The following is a 20220-nucleotide window of genomic DNA, read 5'->3' as shown; positions in this document are numbered from 1 at the left end:
TCTATATCTTATAACAAATACAACCCTAATATACAATCTCAATAGCTTTTTCTGTAGGTAACCAAAGCACATTAGCTCCTACTGTTTCTGAAACAAATCTAAGTGGTACTAAGGCTCTTGCACCTTTAATCAGCATACCATTTGTACTACTTAATGTTAGCGTTTTACCATTTAAAATAATAGTTGCTTGTTTGGCTTCATGATCCCATTTTACTTCTGCACCTAAATTTTCCACAATAAAGCGGATAGGTACCATTGTTGTATCCTTTACAATCATAGGTGCAACATCATTAACAATTATTTTACCATTTACTTCTGAACTTGTTTTACCAATAATTAGATTTAATTTAAAGAGTTCTTGCGCCTCTAAAATGCCGTAGTTACCTACCTGGTCTACCTTAGCTATGAAAGTTTTTGCTTTGGCATCATAGTTACCACCCAATTTCACAACTTTAAAGGTACCATCTTCTTGTTTTTCATATCTTACAAGCGTTAATTTATCAGCATTCTCAATATTAGCTTTTGATAAATCAAAGGTCAGTGTAGCTGGTTCACTCATCACTTCTACTTTTTTATTTGTATTCATTTCAAAAGCTATTGTTGCTACACTACCAGCAAGTGTCTTGAAATTTTCATCTTGACTTAGTTGTGCTTTAATAGCTTCTAATTCACTAGCTAATAGACTTGGCGCTTTAATCGTTAGACTTAGTTTTTCTTCCTTTGTTATTTCTTTAATGAGTTTCTCATTGAAGGTAATGGTTACACCATTTCCTTCAATAACAATACCTGTTTGGCTACCTATTAACTCGCTTATTGCCTCTGCAACTAATTGAACCGCATTGTTTCCATCTATTTTAATAACTGGTGTTTTACCCTCTTTAAGTGCTTCTATAATTTTATCTATCACTGTTGCTATCGGTTTTGTTGTACTAGAATTTGTGGAGCCTCCACTTGATGAACCGCCACCTGTTGAACCTCCGCCTGTACTAGTCCCACCAATTTCTTTACCAATGGTTATTACTGTTGGATTTGGATTCTTAGTTAATACAGCTCCTACACCATCTGGTGCACTTGCTGTTAATACTAAAAGACCTTTCATATCAATACTTCCGTCTTCTGCAATAGTAGGAACGATAGTTGTATCCAAATTGGTAAACCAGTCATCACCAACAGAGGTACCTTCAGTATTCACTCCATTAATATAGTTACTTCTATCTGCTAATGAATCTTGACCCTTAAGATCCATTGTATCGCTATCATTTCCTTTATAGGATATAAAGTTTTCTAATACCCAATCTGTTATTTTGGCATTCGTATTAAAGAATAGATTCTTACCTTCATTACCATAAGAAGTTGTATTATAAACCATACAGCTTGGATTACTATTACTAAATACACCATTATTTAAGTTTGCAAAAGAAACACTATTTTTTAATACATGTGGTACAGATATACTTTCACCACCTAGTTTGAAACCATTACCTTCACCTGTTTTACTTAGATTACCAAGTAATGTACCATTTGCATAAGCTACAGAGCTTTCAATCGTCACCGTACCAATTGGTCCTGTCGTTGATTTCGCATATAAATCCCAACCATCATCAATATTATGATGTGCGATACAATAGCGGAATACATTACCTTCTCCAGCGGTTAATTTAGCTGCAAAACCATCTGCATCATTCCCTAACGCATCACAGCTGTTATAAACCTCACAGCTTAATATTAAGTTATAGGATGGCCACATAGTGTTTGGCTCATATGCACTACCACTAATTTGAAGGCCTGTATCTGCATTATCATGAATTAAAAGTTTTTCAATCGTATTATAATGTCCACTCACTTGTACCGGACGTTTAGCATTTGGTGAATTCATAAGCTCAATATTATAAATATGCCAGTAGTTACCATTTACTGTAATACCATTTGTGCTGCAGTTTGATAAATCAAAAACAACTCGTTTACCCGGCTCTGACATTAATACAATAGGCTCTTCCTTTGTACCATTGTTACCTCTAGCAATATTAATACCCTTTGTTAATTTATAGGTACCATCCAAAAGAACAATCTCTTGACCTGGCTGTGCAAAGTTAACAGCTGTTTGTACATCTAAAGGACTGGCTTTTGTCCCTTGGTTAGATGCTGAGCCATTTGCTCTTACATAAATGGCATTTTCACTTGTTCCATATTGTTTGTAAGTTATGCTAAAAGGTATTTCAATAGACTCATAGGAACTAAGTTCCTCATTATCTGCTAATAATTCTCCTTGACCTAATTTATCTGCTGGAGTAAATATAGCTGTAAATTGATTTGTTTCTCCTGATAATTTCACTGGAGCTACCGCTCTAAAGGTGCTTGCCTCTCTAGGATCAAGTACAACCTTAGAAGCCACTACATTTCCTGCTGCATCTTTAATATCAATTGTTCCTACTACATTAGCTTTAAAAGCAGCTTCATAGTTTTTATTAGACGTTGTTGTTGTAGAATCTAGACTAACTGTTGGTGTTACATATTTTAATGGTCTTTCTTCCTTTGGCTCATCTGCACTTGGATGAATAGTTGTAAAGCTATAATCAAGTACAGTCACCATAATTTTACGGCTTGCACACATACCTACATAATATTTACTACTATCTTGTTTCAATAAAAGTTCTGGCTCATAGCAAATCACTTCATTCGTTTTGTCATTACTCATATATGCATGGAAACCAGTATTACTCTTTCTAAGTGTTAAAGTATACACTTCCCCATCTTCAAACTTAGGTGGATTTGAATTAGTTGCTGTTGTATAGTCTTTCTTAAATTCCCAATCAAATGGCTCTGTATCAATCGTCTTTCTCGCTGAGTTTGCAACAGTTGGTCCCGCTGTATAACCTGTTACAAAATAACCTCCTGGAATACCATAACCATTAATGAGTGTGCCATCTACTGTTTTCACATACTTTCTAAACATAGCACCCGCTGAGTTAAAGTAACGTGCACTACTATCTCCAAGCACCATTGTATCAATAGCCATTACACCAAAACCTGATTGATTATCTTTACTACCAGAGTCATCTACTCTGAAAGTAGCTGTTAAAGTAAAGTTTTCTGTTTCTGGATTGATTTCTGTATAATAGTATAAGAACCCATCTTCACTATCTGCTAGCTTACCTCCAGTATTACCACCGACAGCTCTAGCATCTAAGGTAATAGAACCGTCACTATTTTCAGTGATGGTTCCAGAAGCACCTGAACCTACTAAACCGCCTAAAAATCTTTCTACGCTAGCTGCCACCTTTTTAATTGTTGTAGCCGACTTAGATTGACCACTACCATAAGCAGTTACCTTAATTGTATAGGTTTCACCTACTGTAAGACCCAAGATGTCACAAGTCGATACTTTTAAATCCTTTTTTTCAAAAAGATTATTGGCTGTATCCTTAACTTCCACATCATAGGTTTCTGCATTGAGTGCATCATCCCAATCTATTGTTAAAGTAGCATTTGTTGGTGCTTCAATAGCTGTCGTTTTGACATTCGTAATCTTAACATCACCTAATGGTACAACAAAATCATTCAGTGCAAATATATCACTGCTATAGCTTGTTTTACATCCCTCACGAATAGCTTCTGCCACTATTGTGTAATCCCCTGATTTTTCCAGGGTTAAAGCAGCAATGCCTGTTCCATCTGCTTCTAGATTGTCAAGTAATTTACTCGTTGTTAGCTTATTAGAACTATCATAAATCTTTACCCATATTTTATCTGTCTCAGCATTTGGAAGTGTACCAGATACTGTAACATTCACTTTTCTTTGATCAACAGTATCTTGCACTGCACTTACAACAGAAGGCTTAGTACCATCTGCAAAAGTAACTGTTTCTACAGTTCCTTGTATTACTTTTACATAATAAATATTGATTCCACTACCAGTTGAACGGATATTATAGGTACCTGCCGCATCAATAGTTGCTTCACTCATAGGCAATTTTCCATCTGAATCACTGCTTTTACCTACTGCTTTTAGTGTAGTTACCTGATTATCTGCTTCATCATAAATACCTAATGTCCTATCTGTAGAAGAACTGCCACTTAAAGCAAATACTTGAACAGTAGCTGATCCCGTTGTTGTAAACTCAATAGTACGCGCTGCAGCATTTCCGGTACCATTTAGCTTAATACGTTTGCTAAAGCTATGATAATACTCACTCATATAACTACTGCCATCAATATCTACCTCTTTGCCAGCTGCTGCTTTAATTGTAAAGTCCCCAGCCACCTTATCTGCTGCTAACTTAGCATTTTCTAAATCACTAGCATTCAGTATTTTTATGCTGCTCTCTGTAGTCGTTGGCATCATACTATCATTAAATACCTGGATGCTCGTATCTACTGGTTCTTCTTGCAATAACATCGTTGCATTTAATGGTAACCCTAAGGTTAACATGATCACACTCAGAACCCATGCTACTACCTGATTCTTTACCTTCTTACTCATAATAGATCCCCTTTCAATAATTTAATTATGTATATTAGTATCATTACATACGGATGTATGTAGTTTTACTCAAATAAGTAATTAGGACCTTCTAGTTTAATTTTGTATAATAATTATAATTATTACCTAATTTAATAATTATTTTAATAATTTTAATTATATATTACACCATAACGCAAATTAATTTTATGATATTTTTTAACTTTTTAACGTTTTTATGATATTTTTTGTTAAATTTTTATATTGTCTTATTTTTATTTATTCATCTCAACCTATATCCATCTACTTATTTGTCATGGAACAGAAAAACTGCATCAGCCTTTAATGATTTATTAGAGTGAATTTTTAATCCTTTATATTTTGCTCGTATTCGAGAAATAATAATTTCAAATCTAAAAGGGGGCTCTTATGTTAGAAGAATTAATCATTCGCTATCTTCCTCTTCCTATTCATCTCCTCGAACTAATGGGAATTACCGTTATTACTATCGGTGCCTTTAAAGCCTTTTACCAATACGTAAAATCCTTGCTTTTGAAAGAACATTACCCTGTCAAATACCAATTTGCTGAAGCCATGGCTATGGCCTTAGAATTCAAACTCGCTGCTGAGATTTTAAAAACGGTATTAGTTAGAAGCCTTCAAGAAATCGCTATCCTTGGAGCCATTGTCCTCCTTCGTATTCTTATCACGCTTATCATCTACTGGGAAATCAAACAAGATAACGCCGAAAATGCTCCCGAATATAACTCCAAACAAAAAAACTGACCTTGATGGCCAGTTTTTCACTTTACTCTGGTGGTAAATAGATTAAACAAATATTTGGTATTGCAGCATTAGGTAAAGCAAGATTATGAGAAAAAAGTTCTGAATTGAAATAAGCTTTATTTTCTATTGTTGTAAATATCATCCTTTCCTTCACAATATGCGCCTAATCTTGGATTAAAATAATCCTGATTATTAATCACAATATCACTTCTTTGCTCAGGTCTGTATTCTTCAAGATACTTCCTCTGTACTGGTATATACTTATTTGTATATTTTTTTATAAATCCTTCTCCATATTTCGGGACATCCCTTACCTGCATCCGCCTTAATACTTCATCAAAATCAATATGCAAAAATACAGTTGTATCCAAATATTTGAGCAATGGTTCTCTAAACAAAAGCACCCCCTCTATTAGTACAATGGTATTTTCATCTATATTGTAATGAATAAAATTTTCGTATTTATTAGTATCTAAATTTAAACACAAAATATCTTTGTCAATAGAGCCCAACTTATTCAATGGACCTAAAATTTCATCAATAACTTGGTCATAGTTAAAAGCATTATGATAATAAGCTTCTATTTCATTATCTCCCTTACAACGCAATTCAGCAGGATTATGGTAGTCATCAATATGTATAATCGTATTCTTGATTTTTAAACTTGAAAGAAACTTAGAATATGCTTTTGTAAATACTGTTTTTCCCGATGTATCTACACCGTTAATACCTATTACCTTTTTGCCTTTTCGTATACTTCGGTCTGTTATGGTATAAAAGATTTCTATTCGATTTACATATCCGATGATGTCTGTAACATTCTGTATAATATACGTAGCCGCCCCCAATTCATTTATATTGCCATAACCATACATAGCAGCTATAGATGGAATATTATTTTCCGCAGCTGCCTCTATATCTGATAGAGTATCTCCTATAACAACTGCTGAGGAATTATTGTCTAATATTTTTCTTATAACCTCTCCTTTATTGTTAGCCTCTTTTGCGCTATATATATTAGAAAAATATTTAGTTATTCCTGTCTTTTTTAGTACAAGTTCAATATATTCTGAGCTTCCGTTTGAACAAATAATAAGTGTATGTCCCTTCGATACAAGTTCTTCAAGCAGCTCTATAACATTTGGGAATAATATGCCATTTTCTCTTACTTCTTTCTGCTCTAATTCACGAAAACGATCATACACATCTTGCTGTTTTATATGAGGAGGCAGTATGTTTGTTAAAAACTCAAAAGTTTTTTTCCCAATATTATATGTTATTACCGTATCATCTACTTTTTCTATCGCTAACTCATCAAACAAGTGATTTACAGCTGCAATATCGCATAATGCTGTTTGAAATAAAGTCCCGTCCAAATCAAATATAATTATCATTCTGGCCTTCCCCCTTAAATTCATCTCTTCTATACCACTACTAACACTAATAAACCTAATTCTTATATTGTTAGGTTAGGTGCTAATTGTATTTTTACTTTATCTCCTAATAAAGTGATGTCCTTGTAGCACCCCTCTCCTTATCCACTGACATAGGTATACCATAGGTATAAAACTTGTATGTCCTCATGTCACATCCCTTTCTGTGATTATGTAAAAATATTACTATTTATAGCATAACTTGTTATAGTATAATTTTCAATTAGATGACCAAATTTTTTGACATTTTAGTAAATATAAGAACTTCTTTTAAACATAGTGTTCTAGAAAAACTATGTTTAAGCTTGAATAAATGGATAACAAAGTTCTAGATTGAAAAGGAGTGTTGCAAAACTAGGTAACTAGTTCGCAACACTCCTTTTTAGCGTGCTAATTTATATGATATAAATCATTGTTATCTATTCAAATTCTCATAATCGAGATACAATAAATCTATAATTCAAATTTTTAAACAAATTATTAATAGTGTATTTCCCCAGTAACACAGATTTATTGAGCTCTTAATAAGATTATCGCTTTCAACATATGCCAATTTTTCTTACAACTTGCCCCTATTTTTCTGACAATTAATCTCTTTATAGTATAATTTGTATTGTCTTAGACATCACGTCTTATCACTTTTAGAAATAATTTGTTAAATCTAAATCCAAAATTCTAAGGAGGAACAGAGTATGAAAAAACGTACTCACATGAAAAGAAATGTGGCTTTACTTACAGGTTGCACCGTTTTTGGCTCTATATTCTCACTACTAGGTAACTTCAATCCAACTCAAGCTGCTACTGATTATGACTATTTAACCGCATTAAAGTATGGTATCCAATTCTATGATGCCAATAAATGTGGTAAAGAAGCTGGTACTAATAATGCCTTTGACTGGCGTGGTGCCTGCCATGTTAATGATGGCAAAGATGTAGGCCTTGATTTAAATGGTGGTTATCATGACTGTGGTGACCATGTTAAATTTGGCATCACTCAAGGTTACGCAGCAAGTGTACTTGGTTGGAGTTTTTATGAATACAAGGATGGCTTTGATAAAGCGGGTGCTACAGAAAAAGCATTACAAACGCTTAAACATTTTACAGATTATCTATTAAAATCTCATCCTAATGCAAATGTTTTCTATTATCAAGTAGGAGATGGTAATGCCGATCATAGTTATTGGGGTGCCCCTGAAGCTCAAGGTGACCGCTCTACTATGTTTAAGGTAGATGCGAATAATGCTGGTTCAGATGTTGCCGGTGAAGCTTCCGCTGCACTTAGCTTAATGTATCTTAACTATAAAGACATTGATTCAGCTTATGCTGATCGCTGTTTAGCTGCTGCCAAATCACTTTATACCTTAGCTAAAGTTAAACCAGGTACTAGTCAAGGCCAAAGCTTCTATACTTCTAGTAGTTACAAAGATGATTTAGCTTGGGCTGCTACTTGGTTATATCAAATCACTGGTGATTCAGCTTATCTTAACGATGCTGAAAATTATATGAAAACCTCTACCGGAATTGCAAAAGATGAATGGACTATGTGCTGGGACAATATGCTCAGTCCTGCTACTATTCAGCTCTATAAGCTAACTAATAACTCGGTTTATTTAGATGCCATTAAACATAATTTAAATTACTGGTATAACAGTGTTCCAACCACACCTGGTGGATTAAAATACTTAAATAACTGGGGAGTACTCAGATATTCTGCGGCTGAGTCTATGATTGCCCTTCAGTACTATGATTTAACAGGAGATACTGCTGCTAAGTCCTTAGCTACTACTCAAATCAATTATATTCTTGGTAAGAATCCTAATAATATGTCTTACATGGTTGGCTACGGCTCTAAATACCCGCTCTATCCACATCATAGAGCAGCTAATGGTTATACCTATGCAGATAGCGGTAACTTAAAACCTGCCAAACATGTACTTACAGGTGCATTAGTGGGTGGTCCTAACTCTAACGACCAATATAGTGACAATGGTAATGATTATGTTTATACAGAAGTAGGTATTGATTATAATGCTGGGCTCGTTGGTGCACTTGCAGGTTTAGCCTCCAATCAGGACGGACCAGTTCCTACACCAACACCTACTCCTACACCAACACCTACTCCTACTCCTACTCCTACACCTACTCCTACACCAACGCCTACTCCTACACCAACGCCTACACCAACGCCTACTCCTACAGAAGGTGTTATTCCTAAGGTTAGTGTTACTACGCAGTTAGGTAGCTCTGTCAATCAACAATATGCTATCACCTCTATAGGTAGTCAAAATCTTGATCTTTCTAAGCTCACTATTCGCTACTACTACACCAAAACAAGTACAAAGAGTCAAAGCTTCTGGTGTGATAGTGCAGGTCTTCAGCTTAATGTATCTCCATGGTATGTGAACCTTTCTTCTGGAGTAAAAGGTACTTTTAAAGATGGTTATCTAGAAATCACTTTTGATACTACCTATAGCATGGCACCAAACTCTGGTTCACTTAATTTAGGTGTTCGCTTTGCTCAAAGTGATTGGTCTGGCTATGAAAATCTAGTTGATAAAGGCTATGAAGTTTATTACAACGGTACATTAATTAAATAATGATAGATAAAATGCAAATAGAGCCGAACAAATCGTTCGGCTCTATTTGTATCTTATTATCTACTTTTCGGTAAAAATACAGAAAAGCAGCTTCCTCTTCCTACGTCTGAAGTCACCTTTATGTAACCGCCCTCTGCCAATACAATTTCTCTAGCTAAGTATAAGCCTATCCCTACTCCCTCTTTTTTTGCAACTCTAGGACTTCTGTAAAAGCGTTTAAAAATAAGAGCCAACTCTTCTTCTGTAATACCTATTCCTGTATCTATAAAATCAACTCTACAAAACATCTCATATTCACTGATCTTAATAGTAATGCTACCTTCCTCAACCGTATACTTAATGGCATTGTCTAATAGATTAGCAAACACTTCTTGCGTCCATTTACCATCAAAGCTTGCTATATCTCTTCCCTCACTTGGCTCCCATTGAAGTTTTATCTTCTTCTCCTCTAGTTTTGCTTTTGCTTCCTCTAATACCTTATTAATAAGCGGCGCCAGGTTATTGGTTGCTGGCGTTACGGTAATGATGCCATTCTCAAGACGAGAGAGTTTCACTAAGGAGCGTATAAGAAAATCTAATTTTTCGCTTTGAAAGCTTATTTGTGTCACTAACTCACTTGCTTCTTCTGTCAATTCCTTCTCTTTTAAAAGCTCACTATAAAGTAATAGATTAGCAATAGGCGTCTTGGTTTGATGTGAAATATCAGAGATTAAGCTTTTAATATGCTGATGCTGTACTTTAATACTTTGCTGAGATAGCTGGCTACTTGTGAGAAATTCTGCTAGTTTTGCTTCTAATCTTGATTGCCTAGATTCATTAAAGCTACTTTCTTTAAACTCATCTTTAATAACAAGCTCTAACATCTTCTCTAATCCCTGCATAGTTCTATTAGCTTCTTTATAAGCTCGTATACCTATAATGATACATACTAATGCTATTAAACAAACTATTATCATGATAATGACTAATAGCTTCATTCTGCCTCACTCCTTATCACCCAGGTATAGCCAATACCATAAATGGTTTTGATATATTGAGGCTTTGCAGGATTATCTTCTAATTTTTCTCTGAGCCTGCGAACTGTTACTGAAAGCGCATTTTCATCTACAAATTCGCCGCCATCCCAGATGCGCTCCAATAGATCCTCTCTGGAAAGGATTCGTCCCCTATTCATTACTAGTAATCTAAGTAAGCGTTGCTCTGTTTTACTTAAAGCCAACGCTACATCCCCTTTTAAAAAGGTCATGGCATCAAAATCAAAACTAAAGTTCCCTAAACAAATGATTTTCTTATCTACCTGTTCTTTTCTTCGCAAAACTGCTTGTATTCTAGCACGAAGCACCGCTAAGCTAAAAGGCTTGGTAATATAATCATCTGCCCCTGCCTCTAATCCTACTACCTCATCCATCTCTAAGTCATTGGCTGTAATAAAAATAACAGCTGAACTGAATTTTTCTCTTATTTCTTTACAAAGCTCTAGGCCGCTTCCATCAGGCAGATTAATGTCTAAAAGGATTAGGTCAAAAGGCTTAAGACTCAGCTTATGCCTAGCTATTCTTAAATCCGAAGCTTCAGACATTTCATAGCCTAGTTGCTGCATAGCTAGAGCAATTCCTCTGGATAAGGCTAAATCATCTTCTACAATAAGAATGTTTTTCATGCTACTTCTCCCTTTAACGACTGACGATCATTATTTAGTCTATAGTGCAATATTAAATATTACGAGAAAATGAGAAGGGCTAGGTATCCTCAATTGCCCTCCCCTATTTTCTTAATTATATAACATTAATAGGAGCTTTGTAACACTTTCTCTTAGAGCCTGTTATGTACTTACTCACCATCTTTTAGTTCTTCGACAATGGACTTCTTGTGATTGGTGTGATAAGACCAACGAGGTATAATGGCTGTTAGAATGACTAATAAGGTACATGCTATTAATAGGGGTGCTAAAGTAAGTTCAAAACTTAGAAACCACATAGCCTTGGTTAAGCTTTTTAAGACTGTATAGGACACCAGTAAAGTAATGACTATAGAAACTATGGAAGTGTATACTGCATAGTAAATGCCTTCAAAGGTAAGCATGCTGAGCAATTGCTTTTTGGTCATGCCTATGCTTTTTAACATGGCAAATTCTTTTTGTCTTGCAATAATACTCGTACTCATGGCATTGACAAAGTTAAGTAAGCCAATCAAACCAATAATTAAACACAACGCTCCTCCTACAAGCACTAATACATTTCTAAATTCAAAAAATTCCTGTTTATAGCTTTCTCTTGAACAATAACTCATGGTCTGATTGACCGCTTCTGTGTAATTTTTAAGGAATAATTCTATTTGTGACTCTTCCCCATCTATGCTTTCGCATAAATAAGTCATTCGGCTTATTTGTGGTGTATAGGTTTTAAGCTCTTCTACTGGCATAGCAAAGGTTACTAAATCTCCATAGGTTCTACTAGTATTGGTATAAGTCATGCGATAGAAACCCATGATTTCATATTCCTTTTCTCTTCCGTAAACTTCAGTTGTTGGCTGCTTTATAACTTTCCCCTCTTTGTCATAAGCTACCCCAGCTTCATCAAAGTAACTAACATTAGGATCTGTTATTGTCTCTTCAAGTACCTTAAGCTTTACCTTATCTCCTATATCATAAAGGGCTTCATCATAAACAATATTGCCATAGTCATCATCCATTAGCCCTAGTAGCAAGTAATTTCCTGACTTGAACTTTTCTAAATCTAATTCACCTTTAACGATATCCAAGTTTTCAAGGTTAAAATCATCCATTGCATAAATTCCTGTATAAATACCTTGCGTTTTATCAAAATGCATCTGCTGTCCATAATAAGTAACTTCCCCTTCATATTCAGCCCTAATATCTACTCCCATAGGTGTATAAACGCCTCCACCTCCTGCAAAAGCTGGTTGCGCTTCAAGCATTGCTACTAATTCCCCATCTACCTCTTTTTGCTCCTGAAGATAATCATTACTAAAGTAGCTAGCATGAGCCACTTGAAAATCACAATCTATAAACTTGCTTACGAATTTATTCATATCAAAGCTATTGGCTAAACAAAATACAGCATTCATCAGCACTAAGCTAAGTGACATGGAAATCACAGCTATAACGGTTCGCTTTCTATTTCTACCTAAGTTAGCAAAAGCCATTTGATAAAGCTTAGACCCATTGGTTCTTTTCTGTTTTTTGGTATAGCCTTGGTCTACGCCGCTAAATTTAACGGCTTCTACCGGTGTTATCTTAGCTGCAGCTTTGGCAGGCTTATTACAACTCAGGAGTACTGTGGCCATAGCAAATAGAGCTGAACCTATAAAAATCATAGGACTAAAGTTTAAACTACTTTTTCCTCCATTCATATGAGCTGTTAAAAGCGGCAGAAAAAGCGCGCCCAATCCAAAGCCTAGTATAAGCCCCATAGGAATTCCCCATAAACACATTTTAAGGGCTTCTTGTTTAATAATACTTTTAATTTGTCTTCCTGTAGTTCCTATAGTTTTTAATAAACCATAAAAACGTATTTCTTTGATAACTGAGATTTGAAAAATATTATATATAATTAAATAGCCTGTTAGCATAATAAGCACTATGCCTAAAACAACTGCCACAATGCTTCCAATGTTATTATCTAAGGAAGCGCTCATATAAGACCAATTCACACCATAATGAATACCATTATCAGCATTTTCTTCTATAGCATAGCCACTATCTGTAATCACCTTCTGCACATTACCTTCGATATCCTTGCTATTGTTAAAGTAAAGATCTGCTCTAATAGAACCATTGATATCAAAGTCTTTTTTATAAGCTTGTCCTCTCCCCGGTAAGTACGCTTTGACAAAGCTTTCTGAAACAAGTCCTATTCCAACGGTAAAGGCAGGCTCGCCTTCATACCAACCACTTAAAATAAAATCTACCGTTTCAATTCGGTCATTAAAATCTATGTCTAAACTAACCTTTTCCCCTACCTTAGGTGTTATACCCAGCCTTTGGAGGGTTAGATCATCTAATACAATGTGATTTTTATCTCGCGGAAAAGTGCCTTTCTTTAATTCGATAAACCCTAGCTGGGCACACACCTTATCATAGTAATCAATCTCAACAGGCCTTTTAACTAAAGTTTCATCTGCTACTGTTCCTACATAAATACATTTACCGACCTTATCAATCAAAGGGTGTTTTGTTAACTTCTGATACTCCTCTTCGCTTAAATACTTTAAAGAAGCATGGGCAGCCCCTCCCGCCATACGCATATTGTTATATTCCATACTTTTGATAATACCTGCACCTAAAGTAAATAAAGTGGTAAATAAAATAGTCGTTAGAGTGATGGCAATAATAGCTGTTCGGTTACGTTTTTTATTACTCTCATAGTTCTTTTTTGCAAGATTACGAATAGCCTTGGTATTTTGCACCTTAAACATGAGCCTCACCTGCCTTAACCAGTAAACCATCTTCAATACGCACAATACGGTCAGCTAGCTGAGCAATTTCTTCATTATGGGTAATCATCACTAAGGTTTGTCCAAATTGATCACTGGTAATCTTAAGCATGCCTAAAACATCTTGAGACGTACGGCTATCTAAATTTCCTGTTGGCTCATCCGCTAAAATAATGGCTGGCTTAGCTGCTATAGCCCTGGCGATAGCTACTCTTTGCTGCTGCCCTCCTGAGAGCTGACTCGGTAAACTCATGAGTTTCTTTTCCAAGCCCAAGGTATGTATAATTTTATCTATATAGGCTTTATCCGGTTTATTGCCATCTAGTTCAATTGGCAAAACAATATTTTCATAAACATTAAGTACTGGTACAAGATTATAACTTTGAAATACAAAGCCGATTTTGCGCCTTCTAAAAATAGTTAGCTCCTCTTCTTTAAGTTTAGATAAGTCCTTACCATCTACTATTACGGTTCCGGAAGTAGGCTGATCAAGCCCTCCTAACATATGCAAAAGCGTAGACTTTCCACTTCCTGAAGTGCCTACAATAGAAACAAATTCTCCTTTTTCCACCGTAAAATCTATTCCATCCAAAGCATGTACAGCTGTATCCCCCTGTCCATAGTACTTTTTTAGATTTTCAGTCATTAATATCTGCATCTTATTCCCCCCTTAGCTTATAACTCTATTATAGCTCTAACATATGTCCATAATCTTTCCACTCCTAAAACAAATCTAACAGTATTGAAAGATTGTCTATTCCTACTTTATATCATGATGACTTAATCATATAAAGGACTTTTTCTCTTCCTCTTACTTTGTGTTATAATCATTCATAGCGACATAAAAGTAAAAATATGATTATTTTGAGAGGAAGTGGGTAATATGAAGCATTACTCTAATAGTAAAAAGAAACTATGTCTTATCCTGACCACTGTAGGTGTTATACTAGCTGGTCTTATCCTTGCCTTTTTTATTTATGTTAATAACTACTATCATACAGAATCATTAGCTATGAGGTTCTTAGAAGATAATCAAACTATTAGCTTAACCTATGAAAAGGATTATCTTGTTCTGGCTCCAAAAGAAAATGCACTAGACACAGCCCTTATTTTTTATCCTGGTGGCAAAGTAGAATATACAGCTTATGCCCCTATGCTGAGCAAACTGGCAGAAGCTGGCTACATTTGTATTATTCCTAAGATGCCTTTTAATCTAGCTGTTTTTGATCAAGACGCGGCCACACCTATTATGGCAGACTTTCCTGAAATCAAGCATTGGTACTTAGGTGGTCACTCACTAGGTGGTGCTATGGCAGCAAGCTATGCTAGCAAACATAGCGAAGCTTTAGATGGCCTCATTTTATTAGGCGCATATAGCACCCAAGATTTATCTCAGCTTCCTCTTAAAGTCCTTTCTATCTACGGCAGTGAAGATAAAGTCTTAAATAAAGCAAACTATGAAGAAGGCAAAGCTTTTCTTCCTAATGACTTTACTGAGCTTTGCCTTGAAGGTGGTAACCATGCCTATTATGGTGAGTATGGCGAGCAAGCAGGTGATGGTCATGCTACAATCACTAGTGAAGAGCAAAAACGACTTACTGTGGAGGCTATCCTCGAATTTTTCCATTAACATAGAAAAGGTAGCTAGTCTAGCACTTCCCAAAATAGTGGCTAAACCCTTAGGAGATGTCATTCTTTTTATACCCAACTACTACAATAGCGGACTGTCAACTTATTAATTGACAGTCCGCTATTAGATTTATAGATTTAACTATGATTGTATTTTAATTGTTGGGGATAATCATTATTACTTTTTGCTATCTTATAACCTTTTCTAAACTGCTTAGGAGATGTATTTTTATATAGCTGAAATAACTTGATAAAATAACTCGTTGTACTAAATCCCACTGTATGAGCAACCTCTGTAATATTCAGTGTTGTGGATATAAGTAATTTTTCTGCTTCTGTAATTCTTATTCGATTAATATACTCACTTAAATTCATTCCCAGATATTCATTAAACGTTCTAGAAAAATAACTATAGCTCATATTACAAAGGTTGGCTAACTCTGCGGCTTTAATTTCTTCGTCGTAATGATGTAGTACATAATCAAAAGCAGGCTGCAATCTTTTCATCGTTTCTCTATTTACATCTACATCAATCACAATATCTATTCCTTGCTTATGAAAATATCTTAGTAGCCATAAAAATATTCTTCCTATATGATTTTTTATGGCTAGTTCATACCCATAACTCCTCATTTCAAATTCATCCAACATTTCATAAAGAAGCTTTGGAATAAATGTATTTTCAATCTCAGACTTGTCAATGACCTTTTGATGTTTCCCGTTTTCTAGAATAAATGGTAAGACATATTTTAGCTGCAAATGATCTTGAAACATTGTATTATAAATGACTTCTGGTTCAAATCTAAGGACAATATACTTTCCTCCTTCACAAGAATGTGAATCAATTTGATGCACTTCTTTTGAATTAATAATCACCAAATCTCCTTGCTTGAATAAATGGGCTTCTCCATTTAAAAGCACTTTGTATATACCTGATATACCATATAAAATCTCGATATAACTATGATAGTGTGCTGGAAAAACGTTTCCCTCTGCCTCTACATTGTGAATATGACAGAGATAATTATAAGATATTCCATCAATAATTTCCTTTTTTTGTTCTAGATAATGCATATCACCCTCCACGACAAAATATTTCTATTTTTTTATAAAAATATTATATCATCTATTTTATCAATCATTTATACTTATTTTATCATCAAATTTTGGGAGGTAAGATAAATATGCATAAAATAGGTATTCCTTTAGAAGGATTTGCTGAATTTTCCAAAATAGTTGCCGCTAACGGTGCTGTATTAATAAAAAATCAAGAACAAATTCTTCCTATAAAACCAACTGACAGGGTATCCATCTTTGGAAGAACTCAAATCAACTATTATAGAAGTGGCACCGGATCCGGTGGTAGCGTCAATGTGCTTTATAGCACTAATCTTTTAGGCGCTTGTAGAACCCATGAAGCGATTACAATAAATGAAGATTTAGCTACTATTTATGAAACTTGGGTCTCCCAAAATCCTTTTGATAATGGCGGTGGACGTTGGGCCTGTGAACCTTATCACCAAAAAGAAATGCCCCTCTCAGATCACATTGTAAAAGAGGCAGGAGGCAAATCAAACAAAGCAATCGTTGTTATTGGACGTACTGCTGGTGAAGATAAGGATAATACCAATGAACCAGGTAGTTATCAGCTGACAGACGAAGAGAAAAACATGCTTCAACTTGTAACAAAACATTTTGAGCAAGTTGTTGTTATTCTAAATGTAGCCAATATCATTGATATGAATTGGATAAATGACCCTAGTCACCGTCATCCTATCCAAGGCGTTCTCTATGTTTGGCAAGGTGGTATGGAGGGCGCCAGTGCAGTAGCAGATTTACTAGTTGGTACGGTAACACCTAGTGGTAAGCTTACAGATACAATAGCTTACTTTCTTGAGGACTACCCTTCTGCTTCAAACTACGGTGATCCCATCAGAAACTTCTATCAAGAAGATATCTATGTGGGCTATCGCTACTTTGAAACATTTTGTCCTGAGAAAGTCCAATATGAATTTGGATATGGTCTATCTTATACACAATTTGAGATTACTCCTAGCGAAGCTTCTGTTATTACAAAGAACAATGAAAAGCATATCCAGCTTGAAGTGCTCGTTAAAAATATAGGTACTCATTTTGCTGGCAAAGAAGTTGTCCAGGTCTACTATAGTGCACCTCAAGGAAAATTAGGCAAACCTGCTAAAGCTTTGATTGCCTTTGAAAAAACAGATTTACTGGCACCAGGTACCTCTCAAATACTTCATATAAGCTTTCCTATTAACCAAATGGCTTCCTATGATGATAGCGGTATTACTGGTTATAAATCTGCTTATGTACTTGAACCAGGTGAATATATATTCTATATTGGAAACAGTGTAAAAAATGTCACAAAGCTTCATATCGATGGCAAAGCTAGTTATCACCAAGCTTCACTTGAAGTCACTTCTCAGCTTACAGAGGCTTTAGCACCAACAGAAGCTTTTACAAGAATAAAACCTGGTGCAAGAAATGCTGATGGTACTTATGAACTTACTTATGAAAATGTCCCTACACAAAGCATTTCTCTCTCAGATCGTATTCAAGAGAATCTCCCTGAATCATTACCTATAACAGGGAATAAGGGCTATACCTTAAAAGATGTTTATGAAAAGAAAATTCCCATGGCGACCTTTATCGCTCAGCTTACAGAATACGAGCTAGCTACACTTGTTAGAGGGGAAGGGATGAGTAGCCCTCTTGTAACCCCTGGTACAGCTTCTGCCTTTGGTGGTGTATCCGATAGCTTAGTAGCTTATGGTATCCCTGCCGCTTGCACAGCTGATGGCCCTTCTGGTATTCGTATGGAAAGTGGCCATCATGCCACCCAAGTTCCTATTGGCACACTTCTTGCAGCAACCTGGGATACCAAACTTGTTAAGTCCCTTTATGAACTAGAAGGTAAAGAATTGTTACGCAACCAGATTGACCTCTTACTTGGACCGGGACTTAATATCAAGCGTTATCCTTTAAATGGCCGTAACTTTGAATATTTTTCTGAAGATCCTCTGATTAGTGGTATTTTTGCTACTGCTATAACACAAGGTCTTGAACTTGGTGGTGGTTATGCTACCCTTAAGCACTTTGCTTGTAATAATCAAGAAAAAGAACGTTCAGTGGTAGATGCAATCGTTTCAGAACGTGCCCTAAGAGAAATTTATTTAAAAAGTTTTGAGCTTGCCGTTAAAGAGGGTGGTGCAAAAGCCATTATGACAGCTTATAACCCACTAAATGGACACTGGACAGCCTCTAATTATGATTTGAATACTACTATCCTTCGTGAAGAATGGGGATTTAAAGGTATTGTTATGACAGACTGGTGGGCAAAAATGAATGATGTGGTAGAGGGCGGAGAAGCAACAATTCAAAATACTCATTTTATGGTACGCTCACAAAATGACTTATATATGGTAGTAGGTAATTACGGTGCCGAAAACAATATCTACGGTGATCATACGATTGAAGCTTTAAATAGTGGCACATTACAAATTGGTGAATTACAGCGTTGTGCCATGAATATATGTAATTTTTTAATGGAAACGACTGCATTTTCTAGAATGACTGCTAATAAACCAAAACTTCGTTTTATTAAAGCTTCCTCTGAACCTACTTCAATAGAACCACATAGTTTAGCCGAAAACCCTGAAGTAGCTTTTGACCCAGTTAGTCCTCCCTGTATTCAAGTTTCTACTGCTGGTGCCTATGATCTTATTGTTCATATGATGTCACCTGAAAGTTCCTTAGCGCAAACCGCTTCTAATGTGTACTTAAATAACGAATTAATTGCTACCATCCAAACCAATGGTACATCTGGTAAATGGATTACTCAAAAACTTGTTACAGTAGAACTTGAATGTGGCAATTATCAACTTACCGCAAACTTCATTAAACCAGGTCTTCAAATCGGTTCAGTCACATTCCAATTAGTTTCCCGAAATAGCTAATTTATTTGACTACTTCTTATCTCTCTCAATCAATAAAGGCTATATCTTTTTCCTACCAATGGATATAGCCTCTATTCATCCAATCATATGTTTTGCTCTCTTTCTCTACTTTATTTTGTTAATATGACTATAAGCAACTAACTTCAACCCATAAACCTTTTTAAAGTAAAACGTATTGATTTTTATTAGCTGCTCATACTACTCTTATTATCAAGAATTTATTACTTTGTATGACTACAAAAGGAGACCTTATAATGAGAAAAAAATTTTTAGTTATGAGCATTTTACTAACTACATTAAGTGCTACTTCCGCTATTGCCGCATCTCATATTTCTATCAATGACGCTAGAGCTATTGCACTTAAGAAAGTACCTGGAGGCACAGTCACAAGTATTGATTTGGATTATGAAAGAAATAAAGCCATTTACGATATTGATATTATCCTTAATCAATACGAATATGAGTTAAAGCTAAATGCCCAAACAGGTAGTGGTATCTCTATTACCAAAGAATTAAGAGATGATTACGCCTCTTCCCAAAGCACCAAGTTTATCTCCATGGAACAAGCTAAGAATATTGCACTAAAAAAAGTCCCTGGTGCAACAGTTGACAACATTGAACTAGATTATGAAGGTGGCAGAGGGATTTATGAAATTGAATTATCTCTTAAACGCTATGAATATGACTTAAAACTAGATGCACGAACAGGCAGTGGCATTTCTATAAAAAAAGAATTGCGCGATTAACAGAAACCCCTTCTTTAAACTTTTAAATAGCATAAAGACCTAGTAAGACTTATGTAATATGCTTCTCCTTAAGTAGCCAAGGTAAATACCTAAAATCTACTTAAAAGGAAGCATATCAAGCCACTATGTCTTTTCTTC

The 20220-nt window shown here is 35.4% G+C and carries 12 protein-coding genes; 5 read left to right on the top strand and 7 right to left on the bottom strand.

Features of this window, described 5'->3' with window-relative positions:
* Positions 1-25 precede the first annotated feature (25 nt).
* Positions 26-4480, bottom strand: coding sequence for a copper amine oxidase N-terminal domain-containing protein (locus tag EKH84_RS06795; RefSeq protein ID WP_127065708.1), 4455 nt, complete (start codon positions 4478-4480; stop codon positions 26-28).
* Positions 4481-4888: 408 nt separating this feature from the next.
* Here EKH84_RS06795 and EKH84_RS06790 point away from each other — a divergent pair, with 408 nt between their 5' ends.
* On the top strand, positions 4889-5245 hold the full coding sequence (locus EKH84_RS06790) for a DUF1622 domain-containing protein (protein WP_013655719.1): 357 nt from the start codon (positions 4889-4891) through the stop codon (positions 5243-5245).
* A gap of 116 nt (positions 5246-5361) precedes the next feature.
* On the opposite strand, the gene EKH84_RS06785 is transcribed toward EKH84_RS06790, so the two are convergent.
* The gene (locus tag EKH84_RS06785) at positions 5362-6639 is read right to left on the bottom strand and encodes an HAD-IA family hydrolase (RefSeq protein WP_190283516.1); all 1278 of its coding nucleotides are present in this window, start codon (positions 6637-6639) and stop codon (positions 5362-5364) included.
* A 731-nt stretch (positions 6640-7370) separates the two neighbouring features.
* On the opposite strand from EKH84_RS06785, the gene EKH84_RS06780 reads away from it, so the two are divergent.
* The gene (locus tag EKH84_RS06780) at positions 7371-9275 is read left to right on the top strand and encodes a glycoside hydrolase family 9 protein (RefSeq protein WP_127065706.1); all 1905 of its coding nucleotides are present in this window, start codon (positions 7371-7373) and stop codon (positions 9273-9275) included.
* Between the two features lie 56 nt (positions 9276-9331).
* Here the strand turns inward: EKH84_RS06780 and EKH84_RS06775 are convergent, their stop codons facing one another.
* The 4 genes from EKH84_RS06775 to EKH84_RS06760 all read right to left on the bottom strand — a co-directional run bounded on the left by EKH84_RS06775 (position 9332) and on the right by EKH84_RS06760 (position 14388).
* Complete coding sequence (locus EKH84_RS06775; RefSeq protein ID WP_127065705.1) at positions 9332-10252, bottom strand: sensor histidine kinase; 921 nt, start codon at positions 10250-10252, stop codon at positions 9332-9334.
* A complete protein-coding gene (locus EKH84_RS06770; protein WP_127065704.1) occupies positions 10249-10935 on the bottom strand; it encodes a response regulator transcription factor in 687 nt (228 codons plus the stop codon). Before EKH84_RS06770 ends, EKH84_RS06775 begins: the two co-directional genes overlap by 4 nt.
* Before the next feature lie 170 nt (positions 10936-11105).
* Positions 11106-13712, bottom strand: a complete 2607-nt coding sequence (locus EKH84_RS06765; RefSeq protein WP_190283515.1) for an ABC transporter permease — start codon at positions 13710-13712, stop codon at positions 11106-11108.
* Positions 13705-14388 carry an ABC transporter ATP-binding protein gene (locus tag EKH84_RS06760; RefSeq protein WP_127065702.1) on the bottom strand — a complete coding sequence of 228 codons (684 nt, stop codon included), beginning with the start codon at positions 14386-14388 and terminating at the stop codon, positions 13705-13707. Before EKH84_RS06760 ends, EKH84_RS06765 begins: the two co-directional genes overlap by 8 nt.
* Before the next feature lie 225 nt (positions 14389-14613).
* On the opposite strand from EKH84_RS06760, the gene EKH84_RS06755 reads away from it, so the two are divergent.
* Complete coding sequence (locus EKH84_RS06755) at positions 14614-15360, top strand: alpha/beta fold hydrolase (RefSeq protein WP_127065701.1); 747 nt, start codon at positions 14614-14616, stop codon at positions 15358-15360.
* Positions 15361-15497: 137 nt separating this feature from the next.
* On the opposite strand, the gene EKH84_RS06750 is transcribed toward EKH84_RS06755, so the two are convergent.
* Entirely contained in the window at positions 15498-16433 is a 936-nt protein-coding gene (locus EKH84_RS06750) for a helix-turn-helix transcriptional regulator (protein WP_127065700.1), read from the bottom strand.
* 110 nt (positions 16434-16543) lie between these two features.
* On the opposite strand from EKH84_RS06750, the gene EKH84_RS06745 reads away from it, so the two are divergent.
* Positions 16544-19336 carry a glycoside hydrolase family 3 protein gene (locus EKH84_RS06745; RefSeq protein ID WP_190283514.1) on the top strand — a complete coding sequence of 931 codons (2793 nt, stop codon included), beginning with the start codon at positions 16544-16546 and terminating at the stop codon, positions 19334-19336.
* 254 nt (positions 19337-19590) lie between these two features.
* Positions 19591-20082: a PepSY domain-containing protein gene (locus EKH84_RS06740; RefSeq protein ID WP_190283513.1), complete on the top strand. Its 492-nt coding sequence runs from the start codon at positions 19591-19593 to the stop codon at positions 20080-20082.
* Positions 20083-20220: the final 138 nt, after the last annotated feature.

Source organism: Cellulosilyticum sp. WCF-2 (genome assembly GCF_003990395.1).
GTDB classification, from domain to species: domain Bacteria; phylum Bacillota; class Clostridia; order Lachnospirales; family Cellulosilyticaceae; genus Cellulosilyticum; species Cellulosilyticum lentocellum.
Note: the sequence above shows the minus strand (reverse complement) of the source record. Positions and strands in the feature narration are given on the sequence as shown.